This window comes from Peptoniphilus timonensis JC401 (assembly GCF_000312025.1).
Classification (GTDB): Bacteria; Bacillota; Clostridia; order Tissierellales; family Peptoniphilaceae; genus Peptoniphilus_A; species Peptoniphilus_A timonensis.
This window is the reverse complement of record NZ_HE978596.1, coordinates 74,238-90,951: the sequence shown is the minus strand read 5'-3', so window position 1 is coordinate 90,951 and position 16,714 is coordinate 74,238. Positions and strand designations below refer to the sequence as shown.

At 32.0% G+C, this 16,714-nt stretch carries 18 protein-coding genes; 11 read left to right on the top strand and 7 right to left on the bottom strand.

The features are described 5' to 3' along the window. Positions 1-15: 15 nt before the first annotated feature. Positions 16-474: a methylglyoxal synthase gene (locus HGPT_RS07150; protein WP_040542821.1), complete on the bottom strand. Its 459-nt coding sequence runs from the start codon at positions 472-474 to the stop codon at positions 16-18. Positions 475-606: 132 nt separating this feature from the next. On the opposite strand from HGPT_RS07150, the gene rpsF reads away from it, so the two are divergent. The 9 genes from rpsF (at position 607) to HGPT_RS07110 (ending at position 8,372) form a co-directional block, all read left to right on the top strand. Continuing rightward, the gene (gene rpsF / locus HGPT_RS07145) at positions 607-891 is read left to right on the top strand and encodes a 30S ribosomal protein S6 (protein WP_019139150.1); all 285 of its coding nucleotides are present in this window, start codon (positions 607-609) and stop codon (positions 889-891) included. 9 nt (positions 892-900) lie between these two features. Further along, positions 901-1,446 (top strand): single-stranded DNA-binding protein, encoded by a 546-nt coding sequence (locus tag HGPT_RS07140; protein ID WP_019139149.1) that lies wholly within the window; start codon positions 901-903, stop codon positions 1,444-1,446. 11 nt (positions 1,447-1,457) lie between these two features. Next, a complete protein-coding gene (gene rpsR / locus HGPT_RS07135; protein ID WP_005957053.1) occupies positions 1,458-1,682 on the top strand; it encodes a 30S ribosomal protein S18 in 225 nt (74 codons plus the stop codon). 333 nt (positions 1,683-2,015) lie between these two features. Further along, entirely contained in the window at positions 2,016-5,168 is a 3,153-nt protein-coding gene (locus tag HGPT_RS07130) for an SdrD B-like domain-containing protein (protein WP_019139148.1), read from the top strand. 221 nt (positions 5,169-5,389) lie between these two features. Then, a complete protein-coding gene (locus HGPT_RS07125; RefSeq protein ID WP_051007905.1) occupies positions 5,390-5,797 on the top strand; it encodes a copper amine oxidase N-terminal domain-containing protein in 408 nt (135 codons plus the stop codon). A gap of 77 nt (positions 5,798-5,874) precedes the next feature. Further along, positions 5,875-6,423, top strand: coding sequence for a hypothetical protein (locus HGPT_RS08760; RefSeq protein WP_155799237.1), 549 nt, complete (start codon positions 5,875-5,877; stop codon positions 6,421-6,423). Positions 6,424-6,534: 111 nt separating this feature from the next. After that, a complete protein-coding gene (locus HGPT_RS07120; protein WP_019139146.1) occupies positions 6,535-6,855 on the top strand; it encodes a metalloregulator ArsR/SmtB family transcription factor in 321 nt (106 codons plus the stop codon). Positions 6,856-6,881: 26 nt separating this feature from the next. Further along, complete coding sequence (gene arsB / locus HGPT_RS07115) at positions 6,882-7,922, top strand: ACR3 family arsenite efflux transporter (RefSeq protein ID WP_019139145.1); 1,041 nt, start codon at positions 6,882-6,884, stop codon at positions 7,920-7,922. 36 nt (positions 7,923-7,958) lie between these two features. Continuing rightward, positions 7,959-8,372 (top strand): arsenate reductase/protein-tyrosine-phosphatase family protein, encoded by a 414-nt coding sequence (locus HGPT_RS07110; protein WP_019139144.1) that lies wholly within the window; start codon positions 7,959-7,961, stop codon positions 8,370-8,372. 9 nt (positions 8,373-8,381) lie between these two features. On the opposite strand, the gene HGPT_RS09200 is transcribed toward HGPT_RS07110, so the two are convergent. The 5 genes from HGPT_RS09200 to HGPT_RS07085 all read right to left on the bottom strand — a co-directional run bounded on the left by HGPT_RS09200 (position 8,382) and on the right by HGPT_RS07085 (position 12,891). Then, positions 8,382-8,636 carry a hypothetical protein gene (locus HGPT_RS09200; RefSeq protein ID WP_019139143.1) on the bottom strand — a complete coding sequence of 85 codons (255 nt, stop codon included), beginning with the start codon at positions 8,634-8,636 and terminating at the stop codon, positions 8,382-8,384. 92 nt (positions 8,637-8,728) lie between these two features. Beyond that, positions 8,729-10,033, bottom strand: a complete 1,305-nt coding sequence (locus HGPT_RS07100; protein WP_019139142.1) for a YjiH family protein — start codon at positions 10,031-10,033, stop codon at positions 8,729-8,731. A gap of 244 nt (positions 10,034-10,277) precedes the next feature. After that, entirely contained in the window at positions 10,278-11,612 is a 1,335-nt protein-coding gene (locus HGPT_RS07095) for a hypothetical protein (protein WP_019139141.1), read from the bottom strand. Between the two features lie 61 nt (positions 11,613-11,673). Continuing rightward, positions 11,674-11,862: a hypothetical protein gene (locus HGPT_RS07090; RefSeq protein WP_019139140.1), complete on the bottom strand. Its 189-nt coding sequence runs from the start codon at positions 11,860-11,862 to the stop codon at positions 11,674-11,676. A gap of 120 nt (positions 11,863-11,982) precedes the next feature. Beyond that, positions 11,983-12,891: an FUSC family protein gene (locus HGPT_RS07085; RefSeq protein ID WP_019139139.1), complete on the bottom strand. Its 909-nt coding sequence runs from the start codon at positions 12,889-12,891 to the stop codon at positions 11,983-11,985. Between the two features lie 170 nt (positions 12,892-13,061). Between HGPT_RS07085 and hpf the strand changes: the two genes are divergently transcribed. Continuing rightward, positions 13,062-13,589, top strand: coding sequence for a ribosome hibernation-promoting factor, HPF/YfiA family (gene hpf, locus HGPT_RS07080; protein ID WP_019139138.1), 528 nt, complete (start codon positions 13,062-13,064; stop codon positions 13,587-13,589). 209 nt (positions 13,590-13,798) lie between these two features. After that, the gene (locus tag HGPT_RS07075; RefSeq protein ID WP_245544186.1) at positions 13,799-15,349 is read left to right on the top strand and encodes an alkaline phosphatase; all 1,551 of its coding nucleotides are present in this window, start codon (positions 13,799-13,801) and stop codon (positions 15,347-15,349) included. A 178-nt stretch (positions 15,350-15,527) separates the two neighbouring features. Here HGPT_RS07075 and HGPT_RS07070 read toward each other — a convergent pair whose 3' ends face one another. Next, positions 15,528-16,655: a vWA domain-containing protein gene (locus tag HGPT_RS07070; RefSeq protein ID WP_051007904.1), complete on the bottom strand. Its 1,128-nt coding sequence runs from the start codon at positions 16,653-16,655 to the stop codon at positions 15,528-15,530. Positions 16,656-16,714 lie beyond the last annotated feature (59 nt).

Sequence of the window (16,714 nt, the reverse complement as noted above, 5' to 3'; positions counted from 1 at the left end):
AAAAAATTTTAAAAATTAATCAAAATCATTTTTTGAAATTCTATCTTCCACAGAATAATCATTGTCCAAAATTTCTACATCATATTCTCCTGAAAACATTGGTGAAGATAAAATATAATCAGCAGTAGTAGAAGATGTAGCAAGGGCAATGTTATATAGAGTTGAAATCCTAAGAAGTGCCTTGACATCAGGGTCGTGAGGTTGTGCCTCAAGAGGATCCCAAAAGAAAATTAAAATATCAATTTGTGAATCAGAAATTTTTGCACCAAGTTGCTGGTCGCCACCTAGAGGACCAGAAACAAGTCTTTTTACATCAAGAGAAGTTTCTGAAGAAATTAGAGCTGCAGTAGTCCCTGTGCCAATAAAATTGTGTCCTTTTAACTCATCTTCATGTCTTTTTACCCAAGACAAGAGTTCCTTTTTCTTGTGATCGTGGGCAACTAGGGCAATAGTCTTTTTTTCATTAACCTTAATTTTTTAACTTGCATAAACACCTCATTTTTTTAAAAAAATCTTGACTAAGTCTTTTCTTTAATATATAATATCAAAGATTGAGATCCTTGCATAGCTTAAATGCTATGCCGAAGACCATAAGGAGGTGAAAGTATGAATAAATACGAAGCGGTGATTATGTTTTACCCAGAAGTGGAAGAAGAAAAAAGAAATGCTTCTTTCGAAAGACTTAAAAAGGTAATCGAAAAAGACGGTAAAATCAATAATGTTGATGAATGGGGTATGAAAAAACTAGCTTACGAAATCGACTACAAGAATGAAGCTTACTATATTTTCGTAGAATTTGAAACAAAAGCAGAAGATATAGCAGAAATCAACAGAGTAGCAAAGATCATGGACCCAGTAATGAGACAAATGATTATCAAAGTTGAAGACTAAGGAGTTTTTATGAATAGTGTAAGTTTAATCGGAAGATTAGCGAGAGATCCAGAACTTCGTTATGCACAAACAGGCACAGCAATGTGTCGTTTCACTGTTGCCGTAGATAGAAGACTAAGCAAGCAAAAAAGACAAGAAGCTGAAGCAGCAGGTCAGCCAACAGCTGATTTTATATCTTGCACAGCTTTTGGAGCAGTAGCTGAGCTTATAGCTAACTATCACAAAAAAGGCAGCCAAATCGGAATCGAAGGTAGAATCCAAACAGGATCTTATGAAAAAGATGGAAGAACTATTTACACAACAGATGTTGTAGTAAATAACATGACATTTATTGGATCTAGCCAAGGAGGAGGACAAGCACAAGGCGGCTTTAACCAAAACCAAGGCGGATTTAATAATCAAAATAATTTCCAAAACCAAGGTGGATTCAATCAATCAGGTTTTAACAACCAAGGACCAGTGAATTCTGCTTACGAAAATGATTTTTCTAAGAACAATAACGATAACGATGACGATGGATTTTTCCCTGTTGATAATGACGATATACCATTTTAAGGAGGGTAAAAATGCAAAGAAGATTTGGCAGAAGGAAAAAAGTAGATCCTTTTGAAAAAGATAAGACTAAAAAAATTGACTATAAAGATGTTGAAACATTAAGAAATTACATTTCTGACCGTGGTAAAATTCTTCCAAGAAGAATCACTGGCTTAAATGCAAAACATCAAAGAGAAATGACAGTAGCTATCAAGAGAGCAAGACAAATTGCACTTCTTCCATATAGCGCTGACTAATATAAGATAAATTAACTGTTGGTTTATGCCAGCAGTTTTTTTTATACAATAGAAAAACTTTCTTAGAAGGCTCCATTAAGAGAAATACATAAGATAAAATATTGTATTACTATGCAAAATTTTGCTCTTAGAACTTGAAAAAAATCTAGATAAAATTCAAAAAAAGCATAAAAAAAGTATTGTATTTTTCTTATGTTTTTTGTTATAATTTCCAGTCTAAGGGTATACTTTAGGAAGACAAAAGGGCTGGGCAATCTACTAGTTGTTTCTAGGACAGTACTTATGCTCTTTGTGATTATATAATAGGTGTATATTAATGGAGGAAGAAAAATTTTGGAAAAATTAAAAGAATTTATTGAAAAGAAAAAGGAAAAATCTGCTAGCAGAAAGCTAAGATATGGCACAAGAAAATTATCAGTAGGATTAGTTTCTTGTGTATTAGGATACTGCATATTCTTGCCACCTACAGTAGTAAACGCACAAGTAGCTGATGGCGAAGTGTCAGAAAGTACACAAATATCAGAAACTAGAGAAGTTAGCGAAACTTCGAAAGCCTCCGATACAGAAGCAGTTGAAAGTTCAAAAGTAGAAAGCCCAGCAAAAGAAATAGCTTCTGAAACTTCATCAAGGGAAGTAACAGAAGTGGCAGAAAAAACAGAAACTCCAGTAAAAGAAGTAGCTGAAGTAGAAGAAAAAGAAGTGGCAGAAGTTTCAGAAGATGTAGTTGAAGAAAAAGAAGCTCTACCAGCTCTTGAAGAAAAGGCAGTAGAAGAAACAGAAACTGCTGACCAAGCTATGTCAAGAGAAGAAGCTTCTGAAGAAATTACTGAAGAAGAAGTTGCTGAAGAAGCAATTGAAAATAAAGAAGTATCAGTGGAAGAAACAGAAGAAGCTAAAATAGAAGAAGAAAAAGAAGAAGTTGATCCACTAAAAGAAGAACTTGCAAATGAAGAAGAACTACAAGTATCTGAAGAAGATCCAGAAGCCCTAGCTGCAAGCGAAGAAACTGAAGCAGGAAGAGATATATCAAATGAAATCACAGAAGCTGAAGTCCATGTAGGTGATACTGAAACTCCTGGTACATTAAATGCAGGCGATGGAGAAGGACTAGCGTGGTCAGTAGCATTTAAGGCACCAGAAGGCACAAAATCAGGTGATTATTTTGATATAGTTCTATCTGATAACTGGACACTAAAGGGAATAGAACCTGATACAGATAAGGCTGATCCAATAGATATAAATGGCAAAACAGTTGCCGATGGAAAGAGATTATCTAGACATAAAATCAGATATACTTTTAATGAAAATGTTGAAGGATTAGATGAAGTAAGAGTTGCAGTCCAATATGGTGGTTATGATGTAAAAGAAAAAGTTCAAAACTCAAAAACCCAAACCTTTACTGTTAGTGTTGGAAACCATTCTGACTCAAAGGAACTATTCGTAAATTATGGTGAGGTAAGATATGATGACTATCAAATGGTTTTAAATGGTACAAGTCAATACACATATTTCAATCCTGAAACAGGCGACTTTACTCAAGTATTTTATATAAATCCTGAATCAAAATATATAGGACATTCAACAGGTGAAAATTTCAATGGAAGCGTTGGAATTATTGTAGATAATAGAGGATTTGACAACCAAGCATCCCAAGCTTACTTTACTGACGAAAATACTAGTGTAGAAATAGTAGAAGTTCCTCAAGGAACAAAGATACCTGATGCAGTTTATGAAAACCCTGTAAAAGGACAAACTGCCCAAGGTATTAATCCTGTTTATGATAATGGTAAAATTTATATGGATTTTGGAAAAAATGAAATTAATAATCCATATATTATAACAGTTAAATCTAAAATTGATCCTAATGTTAAAAAAATTAATCTAGGATCTAGAGCGACACTTTATGGTCAAGGAACTTTAGATTTAGGACTTGAAAACCAAATTCAATTTGAAACGGGAAATACTGGTGGTTCAGGTGTAGAAGAAAACTATTCCTTAGGCGATAGAGTTTGGATAGATGACAACAAAGATGGAATCCAAACAGAAGGCGAAAAAGGTGTAGAAGGCGTAACAGTTAAACTAACAGGTGGAGATTTAACAGAAGCAAAAACAACAAAAACAGACGCTGACGGAAACTACAAATTCGAAGGATTAAAGAATGGTGAATACACAGTAACATTTGAAGTACCAGAAGGTTATGAAATAACAAAAACTGACGAAGGAACTGACGACGAAAAAGACTCAGACGGCAAAGAAGTAAAAGCAACAATAAAAGATGCAGACAACATGTCAGTAGACCTAGGCTTAGTTAAAAAAGAAGCACCAGTAGAAGAAACATACGCACTAGGCGATAGAGTATGGATAGATGACAACAAAGACGGAATTCAAGGTGAAAAAGAAACAGGAAAATCTGGAGTAACTGTTAAACTAACAGGTGGAGATTTAACAGAAGAAAAAACAACTACAACAGATGAAAATGGTAACTACAAATTCGAAGGACTAAAAAATGGCGAATACAAAGTAACATTCGAAGTACCAGAAGGTTATGAAATAACAAAAACTGACGAAGGAACTGACGATGAAAAAGACTCAGACGGTAAAGAAGTAAGCGTAACAATAAAAGATGAAGACAACATGTCAGTAGACCTAGGATTAGTAAAACAAGAAGCACCAGAAGAAAAAACATATGGCCTCGGAGATAAAGTTTGGATTGACGAAGACAAAGACGGAATTCAAGGTGAAAAAGAAACAGGAAAATCTGGAGTAACTGTTAAACTAACAGGTGGAGATTTAACAGAAGAAAAAACAACTACAACAGATGAAAATGGTAACTACAAATTCGAAGGACTAAAAAATGGCGAATACAAAGTAACATTCGAAGTACCAGAAGGTTATGAAATAACAAAAACTGACGAAGGAACTGACGATGAAAAAGACTCAGACGGTAAAGAAGTAACCGTAACAATAAAAGATGAAGACAACATGTCAGTAGACCTAGGATTAGTGAAAAAAGATACACCAGTAGATCCTAGTGAACCTTCTGAACCAGAAGAACCTAAGGACACTACTCCTCTTGTTCCTCTAACTCCAGCTGAAGAAATTGAAGTTGAAAGAATAACTCATCACGATCACAAGACTCCAGGAACTCCTGTAGTTACTGAAGTTCCATCAACTCCAGTAGTTGAAACTGAAAAGACTCTTGAAGAAAAAACTGAAGAAACTACAGAAGTTGAAAATAAGGAAGAAAAGGTAGAAGAAGTTAAGGAAGTAGAAGAAGTTAAGCCTGTTGAAGGTGAAGACGAAGTAGTAGAAAAAGTTGAAACAAATGAAGTAGATAAAAATCTTGCTCCAGTTTCTACAAATGACGACACAAAAGCACCAAAGACTGGTGACGCAGGTATCCTTTCTTCAGCAGGACTAGCTTCACTTGCTGCAAGTGGTTTAGCTTATCTTGAACTAAAGAAGAGAAATAAAAAGAATAAATAAGTTATTTTGATTAAATGAATTAAAATAATTTGTTGAGAGATCCCCAGGAAATCTGGGGATTTTTTCTTGTGCAAAATTACTATTAAGTCATTATAAGACTCGAATTTGTAAATTTTCATAGCTTTATATTTTCCACTTCTTTTTAATTGTTTTTAAGATATAATCATACTAAAGAGAGAAAATATGGAAATATTTTAAATTTAATTTATAAGGAGGTTTTTATGAAGAAGAAATTTATTTTGGCTGCATCTATTTTTGCTCTTGCCATTCCAACTTTTGTTTTTGCAAATTCTGATATTAGGATTTGGATGAAAGGAGATTTTGTAAAGTCAGATGTGGATCCGTACATTTATAAGGATAGGACTATGGTTCCTCTTAGGGTAATTTCTGAAAACTTGGGAAAAAAAGTTCTTTGGGATAGTGCCAATAGGAGTGTACAAATTAGTGATGATTATGGCAGTGTCCTTTATCTTACAATCGATAAAAAGGAAATAAATGATTTTGCTGGTGGAAATAGCAACACTATTAAACTAGATGTTGCTCCAAGTATTAAGGATGATAGGACTTTTGTGCCACTAAGGGCCATTGCAGAAGGGTTGACTGGGACAAGGACAAGAGGGTTGTTGTAATTGGCGAAGGCTATGACACTAAGAAAATAAAAAGTGAAGAGAAAAATAATGAAGAAGATTCTCTTGGCTTAGACTATTTGTATAATAAGGACATGGCAGGCAAGTCTGATGAAGAAAAGGCAGCTTATGAAAAAAAGATGAGAGAAATGCCTTCAAAGGTTTTCAAGGGATATAAGAATGGTGAAGTTGAAGGATGTCTTGCCTGGTTATCTTTTGCAAAAGCTGGACAATTTTTTGAACCTGAATTAAATAAGAATCCATATTTAAATCCTAGAAAGGATGGTCTTGGAATAGGTGTAACTGAAAGAGGTGAATCTATGTCAAGCTTTGATGATTATGAAAAGGACGAGAAGTTTAAAAGAGAACTCCTGGGTCTTAATTCTGGTCCATGTATGGCAGGGCTTGAACATTTTGATTATTATTTAAACTTCGATGGAACTTTTAATTATTTTAGGTTTCCACTTCACTATCAAGGTACTGCTCCTGAAATGTTAAAGGAAGTTAAGAATATTGTGGCACATCCTAAAAAGATAAAATTTATAAAGGCTGATAAGAGTGAAATTGAAAAACTTTTAAAGACTTTAGTGGATGCTGAAAATGATTATAAGGTAAAAGATCTTGCTTAAATTATAGGGACTAGCTCAGGCTAGTCTTTTTTTGCATATTTAAAAATAAAAAACAAATAACACATAGACAGCTATCGATATGATTTGTATAATATATGTGGAGGTGAGCTTTTGTCAGTTAAGAACCAGGATAAATATATGGAGTTTTCTAAAAAATTAAAAGTTTTGTGCGAGCCAAAGAGACTTCAAATTATAGATCTTTTGTCTTGTAGGGAATTGTGTGCCTGCGAAATTCTGGAGTATTTTCATATAAGTCAGCCAACTCTTTCAAGTCACATGAAAAAGTTGGAAGAAGCTGATTTTGTAAAGAGCAGAAGAGATGGCAAAAATATTTATTACAAGCTCAAGGAAGATAGTTTTAAGGATATAAAAAATTTTATTGATGAGATATCTACAAATACTGCAGATTGTATTTGTAAGACTCAAGAATAATTTTTATAAAAATTAGGGGGAAAGAGATGGAAAGAGAAGAAAAAGATATTAGTTTTTTCCAAAGGTATTTGACTTTATGGGTTTTGCTATGCATGGGAGTTGGAGTTTTTTTGGGGAAAGTTTTTCCACAAATGACAAGTTTTGTAGCAAGCCTACAAATTGAGGGGATTTCTGTTCCCATAGCAATTCTCATTTGGCTAATGATTTATCCTATGATGATAAAGGTGGATTTTGAAAGTGTAAAGGAAGTCGGCAAAAATCCCAAGGGTTTATTTGTAACCTGGATCACTAATTGGCTAATAAAACCTTTCACAATGTTTGGGATTTCTTACTTATTTTTCTTTATAATATTTAAAAATTTGATTCCACAAGAACTTGCCAAGGATTATCTTGCAGGTGCAGTCTTACTTGGAGCAGCTCCTTGTACTGCAATGGTTTTTGTTTGGAGTACGCTCACTAAGGGAGATCCTGCCTATACTCTTGTGCAAGTTGCCACAAATGATTTGATTATACTTGTGGCATTTATTCCAATCGTAAAGTTTCTCTTGGGAGTTTCAAAGGTAATTGTGCCATATAAAACTTTATTTGTAAGTGTCTTGCTTTTTGTGGCAATACCTTTACTTGCTGGTGTAATTACAAGAAAGTATCTTGTGGGAAAAAGGGGAAGAGAATATTTTGAAAAAGAATTTGTAAATAAGTTTGATGGAATAACAACTATTGGCTTGCTTCTTACACTTGTTTTAATTTTTAGCTCACAAGCAAATGTAATTGTTGAAAACCCAATGCACATTATTTTAATTGGAATTCCTTTAATTTTGCAGACAATTTTCATTTTTTCCATAGCTTATCTTGCTTGCAAGGTCTTGGGACTGCCCTTTAAAATAGCGGCACCAGCTGGATTAATTGGTGCTTCAAACTTTTTTGAATTAGCTGTTGCAGTTGCTGTGGCACTATTTGGAGTTGGTTCAGCTGCATCTCTTGCTTGCACTGTGGGAGTTTTGACAGAAGTTCCTGTCATGTTATTTTTGGTAAATGTGGCAAATAAGAGTAAGGGAAAATTTGCTTAATAATAAAAGAGAAATAAATTTGCGGGGGAAAATAAAATGAAAAAAGCAAAAGTTGCCTTTATTTGTGTTCACAATTCTTGCAGGAGTCAAATTGCTGAAGCACTGGGGAAATTACTTGCTGCAGATGTTTTTGAATCTTATTCTGCTGGCACAGAAAAAAAGGATAAAATAAATGAAGACGCCGTGAGATTGATGAAAGATATTTATAGTGTTGACATGGAAACAAGTCAAGAACCCAAGACTCTTGACAAGCTTCCTCCTATTGATATTGCTATTACAATGGGGTGCGAAGTCTATTGTCCTTATTTGGAAGCTAAGTATAAAGAGGACTGGGGCCTAGATGATCCTGCAGGCAAAAGCGATGAAGATTTTAAAGAAGTTATAGAAAAAATTGAAAAAAATATAAAAAATTTAAGAGAAGATATCTTAAAGGGAAAATTTAATTTTTAATGAAGAAGGCTAGCATAGGCTAGTCTTTTTTGTATGGCTTCTTATAAAGAAATAGAAAAGATAGCCTATTAGAAAGCCTATAGCTTGTCTATCCCAAAAGTCGGAGGTAAATTTTTTTATTTTTATAATTTCTAGGGATATTATAAATAAAGCCAAGATATAAAAATATTTTCTATTAAATAAATTTGATTTTTCTAAATTATAGGCAAATATTATTTCTAATATTATGTAGATTATTGCCTTAATTATAAAAAATAATTTCATAAAACCACCTGCTTAATTTTAGCAAATAATTGTAAATTGCATGTAAAAAAACCAGGCACGGGGCCTGGCATTTTATTATTTAAAGAAATTATTTAAAATACAAGATAAAGTATTGGCATTGAAATTAATATACTTAAAATTATTCTTTCAATCCAGATAATAATGTAATCTGAGAATTTAAGAGGGATTTCAGTTCCCATCATTACTGGGATTGATGCTGAGAAGAATAGGATTTCTGATACAGAAACTATTGCTACAAGCATTTTTGTAATTAGTCCAAGTCCTGCTTCTGCAACTATTGGTGCTGGAAGAAGCATTTCTGCTATACTCATTCCAAGAGCTTGTGCAACCATTAGTGGTTGTTCAACTTTTGTTATTAATGTGAATGGATAGAAAATATATCCAATTATGTCAAAGATTGGTGTGTATTCTGCAAGTAGAAGTCCAATCATACCTACGCCAAGTAGGGATGGAGCAATGTTAAGTGCCATTTTGAAACCGTCAATAAAGTTATCTTTTATAACTTTTCCTAGAGAGTCAGCATTTTTGTATCCAGTCATACCTGTTTCTAAAGCTTCGCTAAAAGAAACTTTTTTCTTTGCTTCAGGAACATATTCTTTACCAGAGTAATATTCTTGTGGTTTTTTATTTAGTGGGAATATTCTGGCAGTTATTGCTGTTACTGCAAATGTAACAAATAGTGTTATCCAGAAATAGGATAGCCAGTGGTCCATGATATCAAGAGTCTTTGCAACGATAATCATAAATGTCGCAGAAACTGTTGAGAAACCTGTTGCAATTATTGAAGCTTCTTTTTTTGTATAAGTATCTTCCATATAAACTCTATTTGTGATTAATAGTGCTAATGAATAAGATCCTACAAAAGATGCTACTGCGTCTACTGCAGATCTACCAGGTGTTTTAAATACTGGTCTCATTACTGGTTCCATGAAAACTCCTATAAATTCCATAAGCCCAAAGCCTGTTAAAAAGGCAAGGAATACAGAACCTATTGGAACGATTGTTGTTACAGAAACCATTATTCCGTTCCAGATAAGTGGTAGCATGTCGCCATCAAAAATTCTTGCTGGTCCCTTTTTTGTTACGAACATAAACAAGAATACTAGTGATACAAGTTTTAGTATGAAGAATACCATGTGAAGTTTACTTTTTTCCCATGATTTAGACTTTACTGCATAAACTATACCAGCGATTACCATGAAAACTCCAAAGACTAAGTTGTAATTTGGAATTTTCTTAACAAAAGTTGTCAAGTGGTCAATTGGAATTGTGTTCGCTTCTCCAATTGTAATTGGCACGAAGAACATAAAAATACCAAATAAAGAATAAAGTAGAAACATAAAAATGTCCTTCGAGTTAAACTTTTTACTTTCCATTATAAGCCTCCCTTAAAAGTTTATTAAATCTATATCGATTTCCTTTATTATACCACAGTGTTAAAAAATGGAAAGCTTTTCTTAACGAATTTGTAACTTTTTGTTTGTAATTAATTAGATATCTAGAAAAATTTTTTTGTTTGACTATTTTTATAAAGATTGCTACACACTTTTTAATTAAAAAGCTTCAATAAAAAAAAGCCTGCAATTGCAAGCTTTTCTAAGTTCTAAAAATTTATCTGTTTTATTTAAAATCAACTTCTATGACATTATTGGAGTTGATTTCTTCTATTTTATAATAATTATAAATATCTTTTCCAAATTTTGTAATTTTTAATTTGTTATCATTTTCATAACTTATTATTCCTAAGTCTTTTAAAATATTTAGAAGAGCATTTTCTTCTCCAGTAAATTTTTTGTTATTAATAAAATCTTTCTCATTTAATTCTTTCATTAAATTAATGACAAAATCCTTATAAGTTTCATAGTTTTTTCCAAAAGATGATTTTAAAAATTCTTTATTTGTAAGGGATTCTATCCAGATTGCTAACTTTGTTACATCGTCAAAGATTAGGTATTCGTCGGCAACATCTGTTAGATAAATGTCTTCTTTTTGATCCTTATATTCTATTAGGGTCAAATATTTTTTAACCATGAAATTTAAATAAAGTTCAATTAGTGGGAAGTGTTTGTTTTTATAAGTTTTCACTTCTTTTGTAGGAAGAAGGTCAATTGAATTCACAAAGTCTTTTAACTTTGCAGGTGAAAGGTCTTTCGATTTTAAGACACTTACATAATTCATGTCTAAAAAATATATGAAGTTGTCAAAGTTTTCTATAAATTCATTGGAGAAAACTGAATTTTTATTTTGACCTAGGATATTTAGGATCTTGTCATCAAAATAAAAACCTTCTTGGCTATTTTCCAAAAGATTTATATAATAAAAAATATTTTCTTGAATTTCTCTTAAATCCTCTATTATTTCTCTTATTTCAGGGTGTATAGATAGGATTTTGGAGTAAAAAACAATTAAAAAATTTATTGAATTTGACAATTCTTCCCTATTTAGAAAAGTTCCACTTTTACAAAGTTCCCCTATAATTTCTTTGTATTTTAGGTCATAGTCACTAAATTTTTGTTCTTTTGCTTCTAGAGAATTTTTGTAAATTTTGGAAAACAAATTTAAGAAAAATGAAATTACAAATTCATCACTAGATCCAGGAAAGATTTTTTTGTATAATTTTGGATCCTGAGCAATACTTAAATCTTCTTCATTGAAGGTGTCCAAGATTCTTTCAAATTCAGACATAGCTAAGTCGTCTAAATCTGGTCCTTCTTTTAAATTTTCATAAGTTACTTCATAAATTGCTAGTAGATTTAAAAGATCTCTTTTTACAAATTCCCTGTTGATATCAAAGGGACCAAATTCATCTTCTATATGAAGAAAAAAGTTATTAATATTATTTTCATAGGCAAAGAAATATTTTTCATCCATCGTCTGTACAACTTGTAGGATCATCTTTCTTTTGTCCTTTCCAAATAATCTCACAAGTCCAAAATTATCTTGGGAAAGTTCCAAATCTGGATCAAGTTCTACTTCTATATATTCATCTAAAAGACAGTCATAAAATAAATAGTGGTCATCCTTTTTTTTCTATCTTGAATAGAGAAACAAAGGAATTTTTTAGTAAACTTATAAATTCATTTATCTCATCTTCGTTGATTCCTCGAGATTCTAAAAGACCAGATAAGATTCTAGTTGAACTTTCGTCGAATTCTTTGAAATCAAAAAGGATAAAAGCTGCCAAATCCTTGTTGGATCTCTTCATTACATAGGGATTGTCCCTTATGGGGGCAAATTCATCACTTGATAAAAATTTCTTAATCCAAAGCTAGATTCACTTAGAATTTTTTACTTATTTCATAAATTTACTTTTTATCTTCTTTCATTATTTCACCTTTATTTCGTCTATTTCTTCCTTTAATTGGTCCATGTATTTTAAAATATATTCAATGTGGTAGTTATAGACCCTATCTTCCACACTTAAATCATCAAAATATTCTTCGTCAAGTTCGTATCTCTTTAAAGCTTCTTGTGAAACGGACTTGCTAAAGTGATCTGCCTTCATATTATTTACAACTTCTAGCCTCACAGCAATGCTCTCAATTAAATTTATAATTCTTTTCTCACGAGAAACCTTGTTGTATTTGTATTGAAAAGGAGTAGTGGCTTCTTTTTCTAGAAGTTTATAGAGTTTAGAAGCATGGGAAAAATCTGAATTAAATTCACTTAAATCAGTTTTCTTGTCATAAATAAGTTCTCTAAGTGCCTTATTTGCAGAGCTATAACATTTTTTAGATGCATTTATAAAATCTTCCCAGATATTTGGAGATGAGATAAAATAATTTACCAAAACTCCCACGATTATCCCAATAAAAGTACCAATTATACGGTTAGTTGCATAATAAAATTTATCTGAATCAGAACAAAAACTTGCAACAAAAACTATACAAGAAAGCTGAGTCATGTCCTTCATTTTCACAACTACAAGTATATAAATAGTGATTAAAATACCAATTCCAGCTATTAGTGGTTCAATATAAGCTGGCACCGATACTTTGGATGAGAGATATCCAAGAAGTACGCCAAATACGCAGGTAAAAGCCCTCTTCTTAAAGTCCTGAAGTGATTCAGACATAGAGGGTTTCATTGTTGATACTGCAGCAATGGATACAAATATTGCTGAATTTAGATCAAGAAGATAAGAAAGATAAAGACCTATGACAACGGCAAGGGCAGTCTTGAAGGCACGCATTCCTATCCTGTATTTATAATCGATTTTATTTTTTATAGCCATAATATTCTTCCAATCTAAAAATTAAAAAACATATTACATTCTTTAAGCTCATTATATCAAGAATAGCTTAAAAAGTACATTTCAACCGTTTAGGGGATTAAAGAAATAAAATGATATAATTAAAAAATTTTGGGTAAATATTAAACAAAGAAAAAAGGAGAGTGACATTTATGTTATTGAACTTTGTTGGAAAAAACATTGAACTTACAGAATCTTTGAAAGAAATTGCAGAAAAAAAATTCTCCAGGTTAGATAAATATTTTTCTGAAGAAGTGGAAACAAGACTTGTTTTCTCAACTATAAAAGATGAACAAACTGTTGAAGCTACAATATTTTTACCAAAGACAATTATAAGGGCAGAAGAAACTACAGACGATATGTACTCTTCAATGGACAACGCTGTGGATGCACTTGCTAGACAAATTAGAAAACATAAGACAAAATTAAAGAGAAGATACCAAAATAACGAAACAATTAGATTTGACGAAATTCTTGGAAAAGAAGCTGAAAAAGAAGAACCAGAACACAAAATTGTTAAGAGAAAGAATTTTGAATTAAATCCAATGGTCGAAGAAGAAGCTATTCTTCAAATGGATTTATTAAATCACAATTTCTTCGTATTTTTAGATGCAGATACAGATGGAGTTTCCATAGTTTATAAGAGAAAAGATGGAAACTACGGAAAAATTGAAGTTTAATATTACTTAAATAATAAATAATTTTGGGACGCTTAGGCGTCCTTTTTTAATGGTATTTCAAATTTTTTTAAATTATAGCTTAAATTTTTATTAGCAAATATAAAAGGCATAAAAGAAAATTTTTAAGCTATTAGAATTTTTACATGAGATTAATATTTTATTTACAATCTTCTGTTAGATTATAGTTAAATAATCTTGAGGAGGATTAAATGAAAAAAATAAGAAGAATTATATCACTTACACTTGCAGTGATAAGTTTTGCACCATCTTTTGTCTTTGCTCAAAGTAAGGACTATGGCAGTGCAAAAAATGTAATTATGATGATACCTGATGGTATGAGTGTGGAAGCACTTACTACAGCGAGATGGATGACTGAAGAAAAGAAGTTTGTCATGGACGATATGGCAACAGGTCTTGTTAGGACAAACAACGCCAACACACCTATTGCAGATTCTGCTCCTGCTGGAACTGCTATGGCTACTGGTATAAAAACAGAATCACCTTTTGTTGGTTCTTATCCAAGCAAGGATGGCATGCCAGGTTTTTCTAATTTTGACAAAAATAGGGAAAAACAACCTATAGCAAATGTCCTTGAAGGTGCGAAGAGAAGTGGTAGATCTACAGGGATTGTTTCTACTTCAAATATTCAACACGCAACACCTGCTGATTTTTCTGCTCACAATCCTGACAGAAATAATTATGAAGATCTTGGCGAACAACAAGTTTATCAAGATATGGATTTAGTTCTTGGTGCTGGAAGTTCCTATTTGATGAAGGAAAAGAGAAAAGACAAGGAAGATCTTATAGCTGAAATTAAAAATAAGGGTTACGATTATGTAACTACTAAGAAAACTTTAGAAGAAGCTAAGGGAGAAAAAATTTGGGGTCTTTTCGAAGATAAGTCTTTCCCTTATGAAATTGATAGGGACAAGGCCAACAAACCTTCTCTTGCAGAGATGACAGACAAGGCTTTAAAAACACTTTCAAAAAATGATAAGGGATTTTTCTTAATGGTTGAAGGTTCTGAAGTTGACTGGGCAGCTCACTCCAATGATCCAGTTGCTCTTATTCATGAAATAAAAGCTTTTGATGATGCTGTTAAAGTTGCAAAAGACTTTGCTGATTCTAATGAAGACACAGTTATTATAATTGCAGCAGATCACGGAACTGGTGGAATTACTTTTGGACACAGAAACATCACTAAGGGATATGATAAAGCTCCTCTTAATGAATTCACAAGCCTAATATCTTCTGCAAAGATTTCTGTTACAAAGGCTGCTGAAGAAGTGAAAGAAGACAAGTCAAATGTAGCAGAAGTTATGGCAAAAGATTTTGGAATTAAAGATTTAACAGAAGAAGAACTTAATTTAATTAAGAATGAAAAGGACACAGTTTCTGCAATGGGAAGAATTATTTCTGCTAGAAGTCACATTGCTTGGACAACTGGTGGTCATGTTGGCGGAGATGTTGGTCTTTATTCTTACTCCACTGCCAAAGATGCTAAGAGACTAATTGGAACAGTTCACAATTATGAAATTGGAAGATATATGGAAGACATTCTTGATATTGACCTCGATAAGTTGACAGAAGAACTTTATCAACCTATAAGAAAGGGCTTTGAAGAAAAGGGTGCAAAAGTTGAATTCAAAGCTAAGGGTCAAAATGATTATGAAGCTATAGTTACAAAGGGAAATGATAAGATTATATTCCCAGTTTCAAAAAAATTATGCTATAAAAAATGGAGAAAAAGTAGAACTTGATGGTCTTACAATTTACAGCACAAAGTCTGTATATGTTCCACAAACTGCCTTTGATCTAGTAAAATAATTTAAATAAATTTTAATAAATCCTAATTTGATAAAAAAAATATCAATTCCAACTATATGATAATAAACAATTCTACTCTCAAAAAAAGGCTGCAGCAAAAACTGCAGTCTTTTATTTTTTCTCTATATTTGCAATTTCTCTTTGGATAAAGCGACCTGCGACATTTGCGATTTCCTTTACACTTTTTATTTTTATGTAGTTTCTTCCAAATAGAAATTTAGCATTTTCTATTTTGTCGCTATTTAAAATTGCAGAAGTATGTATGCCTATTTTTCTCAGCTTGTCTAACTCTTTTTTTGTGTCAGTTAAGGATTCTTTTTCAGCATATTTTTTGGGAGCAAAAAAGTTTTTTGTTGTAAGAGCCTTTATGTCACGAGGATATGCGTCAGTGAGAGAAATTAAGAGATGATTTTTATTTTCTTTTTCTAATAATTCTTTATATGCTCTATAAAATAGTCCATCTCTATTCCAACCACTTGCCCTGTATCTAAAAATTTTTTCAAATTCAGATTTTTCTTCATAATCTTTTAAAATTGTGATAACTGTGTAGTCACCAAGACTTTGGTAAGAAATTACACGATTTAAGATTTCATTATTTTCAAGGGACTTTGAAACAATGTAAGCTTCAATTGCAATATCACTTTCAAGATCCATAAGTGATGCAGAAGCGTCGAGGATGAGGTCCACCTTTAAATAAGAGTTGAGATTTAAAATCTTTTTGGAAAAAATATTTACATTGTCAGAAATCATTGACTTGTAAGCAAGTTTTGAAACTAGCTTGCCACTATTTGTTATAACTTCGTCACTTCCAGCATGAGATGAAAGTGCAAGTCTAATTTTTTTGGAAAGACTTTTGATTTCGTTGTTGTAAAAATTTCTATTTTCTTTAAATTTCAAAAGATGTCTATTGTAGGCTTCTTCAATATTTTCTTCACTTACATTTTTAAAGTCGATACCTCTTGTGTAATGAAGTTTTGATTTTTTGTGAGCGTCTGTCAAATATTTTTCTTCTATTAATTTCATCTCATCTTCTGAAAAAATTGATTTGCCAAAGTTATCTTCAAGGTATTTTTTCTTTTCTTTTCGCCTTTTTAAGGAAAGAGAATATAAAAAGTTTGAAAATATATTTTTGTTTTTATTTTTAAAATCCCCGAAAGCACTTGGACTAGTTGATCTTTCGAGTTTAACAAAAGACATAGAGTCAAAAAGACTAAAGTTTTGAAGTGGAGTGAATTTCAAAAGTTCATTTTCTCTGTAAGATAAATTTTCTCGAAAGATGTTTAATATTCTTTCTTCTA

Excerpts from the sequence above, each read along its gene's own strand:
- HGPT_RS09200 (WP_019139143.1), bottom strand. The coding sequence starts at position 8,636 with ATGAAATTATTTTTTATAATTAAGGCAATAATCTACATAATATTAGAA.
- hpf (WP_019139138.1), top strand. The coding sequence starts at position 13,062 with ATGTTATTGAACTTTGTTGGAAAAAACATTGAACTTACAGAATCTTTG.
- HGPT_RS07110 (WP_019139144.1), top strand. The coding sequence starts at position 7,959 with ATGAAAAAAGCAAAAGTTGCCTTTATTTGTGTTCACAATTCTTGCAGG.
- rpsF (WP_019139150.1), top strand. The coding sequence starts at position 607 with ATGAATAAATACGAAGCGGTGATTATGTTTTACCCAGAAGTGGAAGAA.
- HGPT_RS07085 (WP_019139139.1), bottom strand. The coding sequence starts at position 12,891 with ATGGCTATAAAAAATAAAATCGATTATAAATACAGGATAGGAATGCGT.
- rpsR (WP_005957053.1), top strand. The coding sequence starts at position 1,458 with ATGCAAAGAAGATTTGGCAGAAGGAAAAAAGTAGATCCTTTTGAAAAA.
- HGPT_RS07090 (WP_019139140.1), bottom strand. The coding sequence starts at position 11,862 with ATGAAGAGATCCAACAAGGATTTGGCAGCTTTTATCCTTTTTGATTTC.
- HGPT_RS07075 (WP_245544186.1), top strand. The coding sequence starts at position 13,799 with ATGAAAAAAATAAGAAGAATTATATCACTTACACTTGCAGTGATAAGT.
- arsB (WP_019139145.1), top strand. The coding sequence starts at position 6,882 with ATGGAAAGAGAAGAAAAAGATATTAGTTTTTTCCAAAGGTATTTGACT.
- HGPT_RS07100 (WP_019139142.1), bottom strand. The coding sequence starts at position 10,033 with ATGGAAAGTAAAAAGTTTAACTCGAAGGACATTTTTATGTTTCTACTT.
- HGPT_RS07140 (WP_019139149.1), top strand. The coding sequence starts at position 901 with ATGAATAGTGTAAGTTTAATCGGAAGATTAGCGAGAGATCCAGAACTT.
- HGPT_RS07125 (WP_051007905.1), top strand. The coding sequence starts at position 5,390 with ATGAAGAAGAAATTTATTTTGGCTGCATCTATTTTTGCTCTTGCCATT.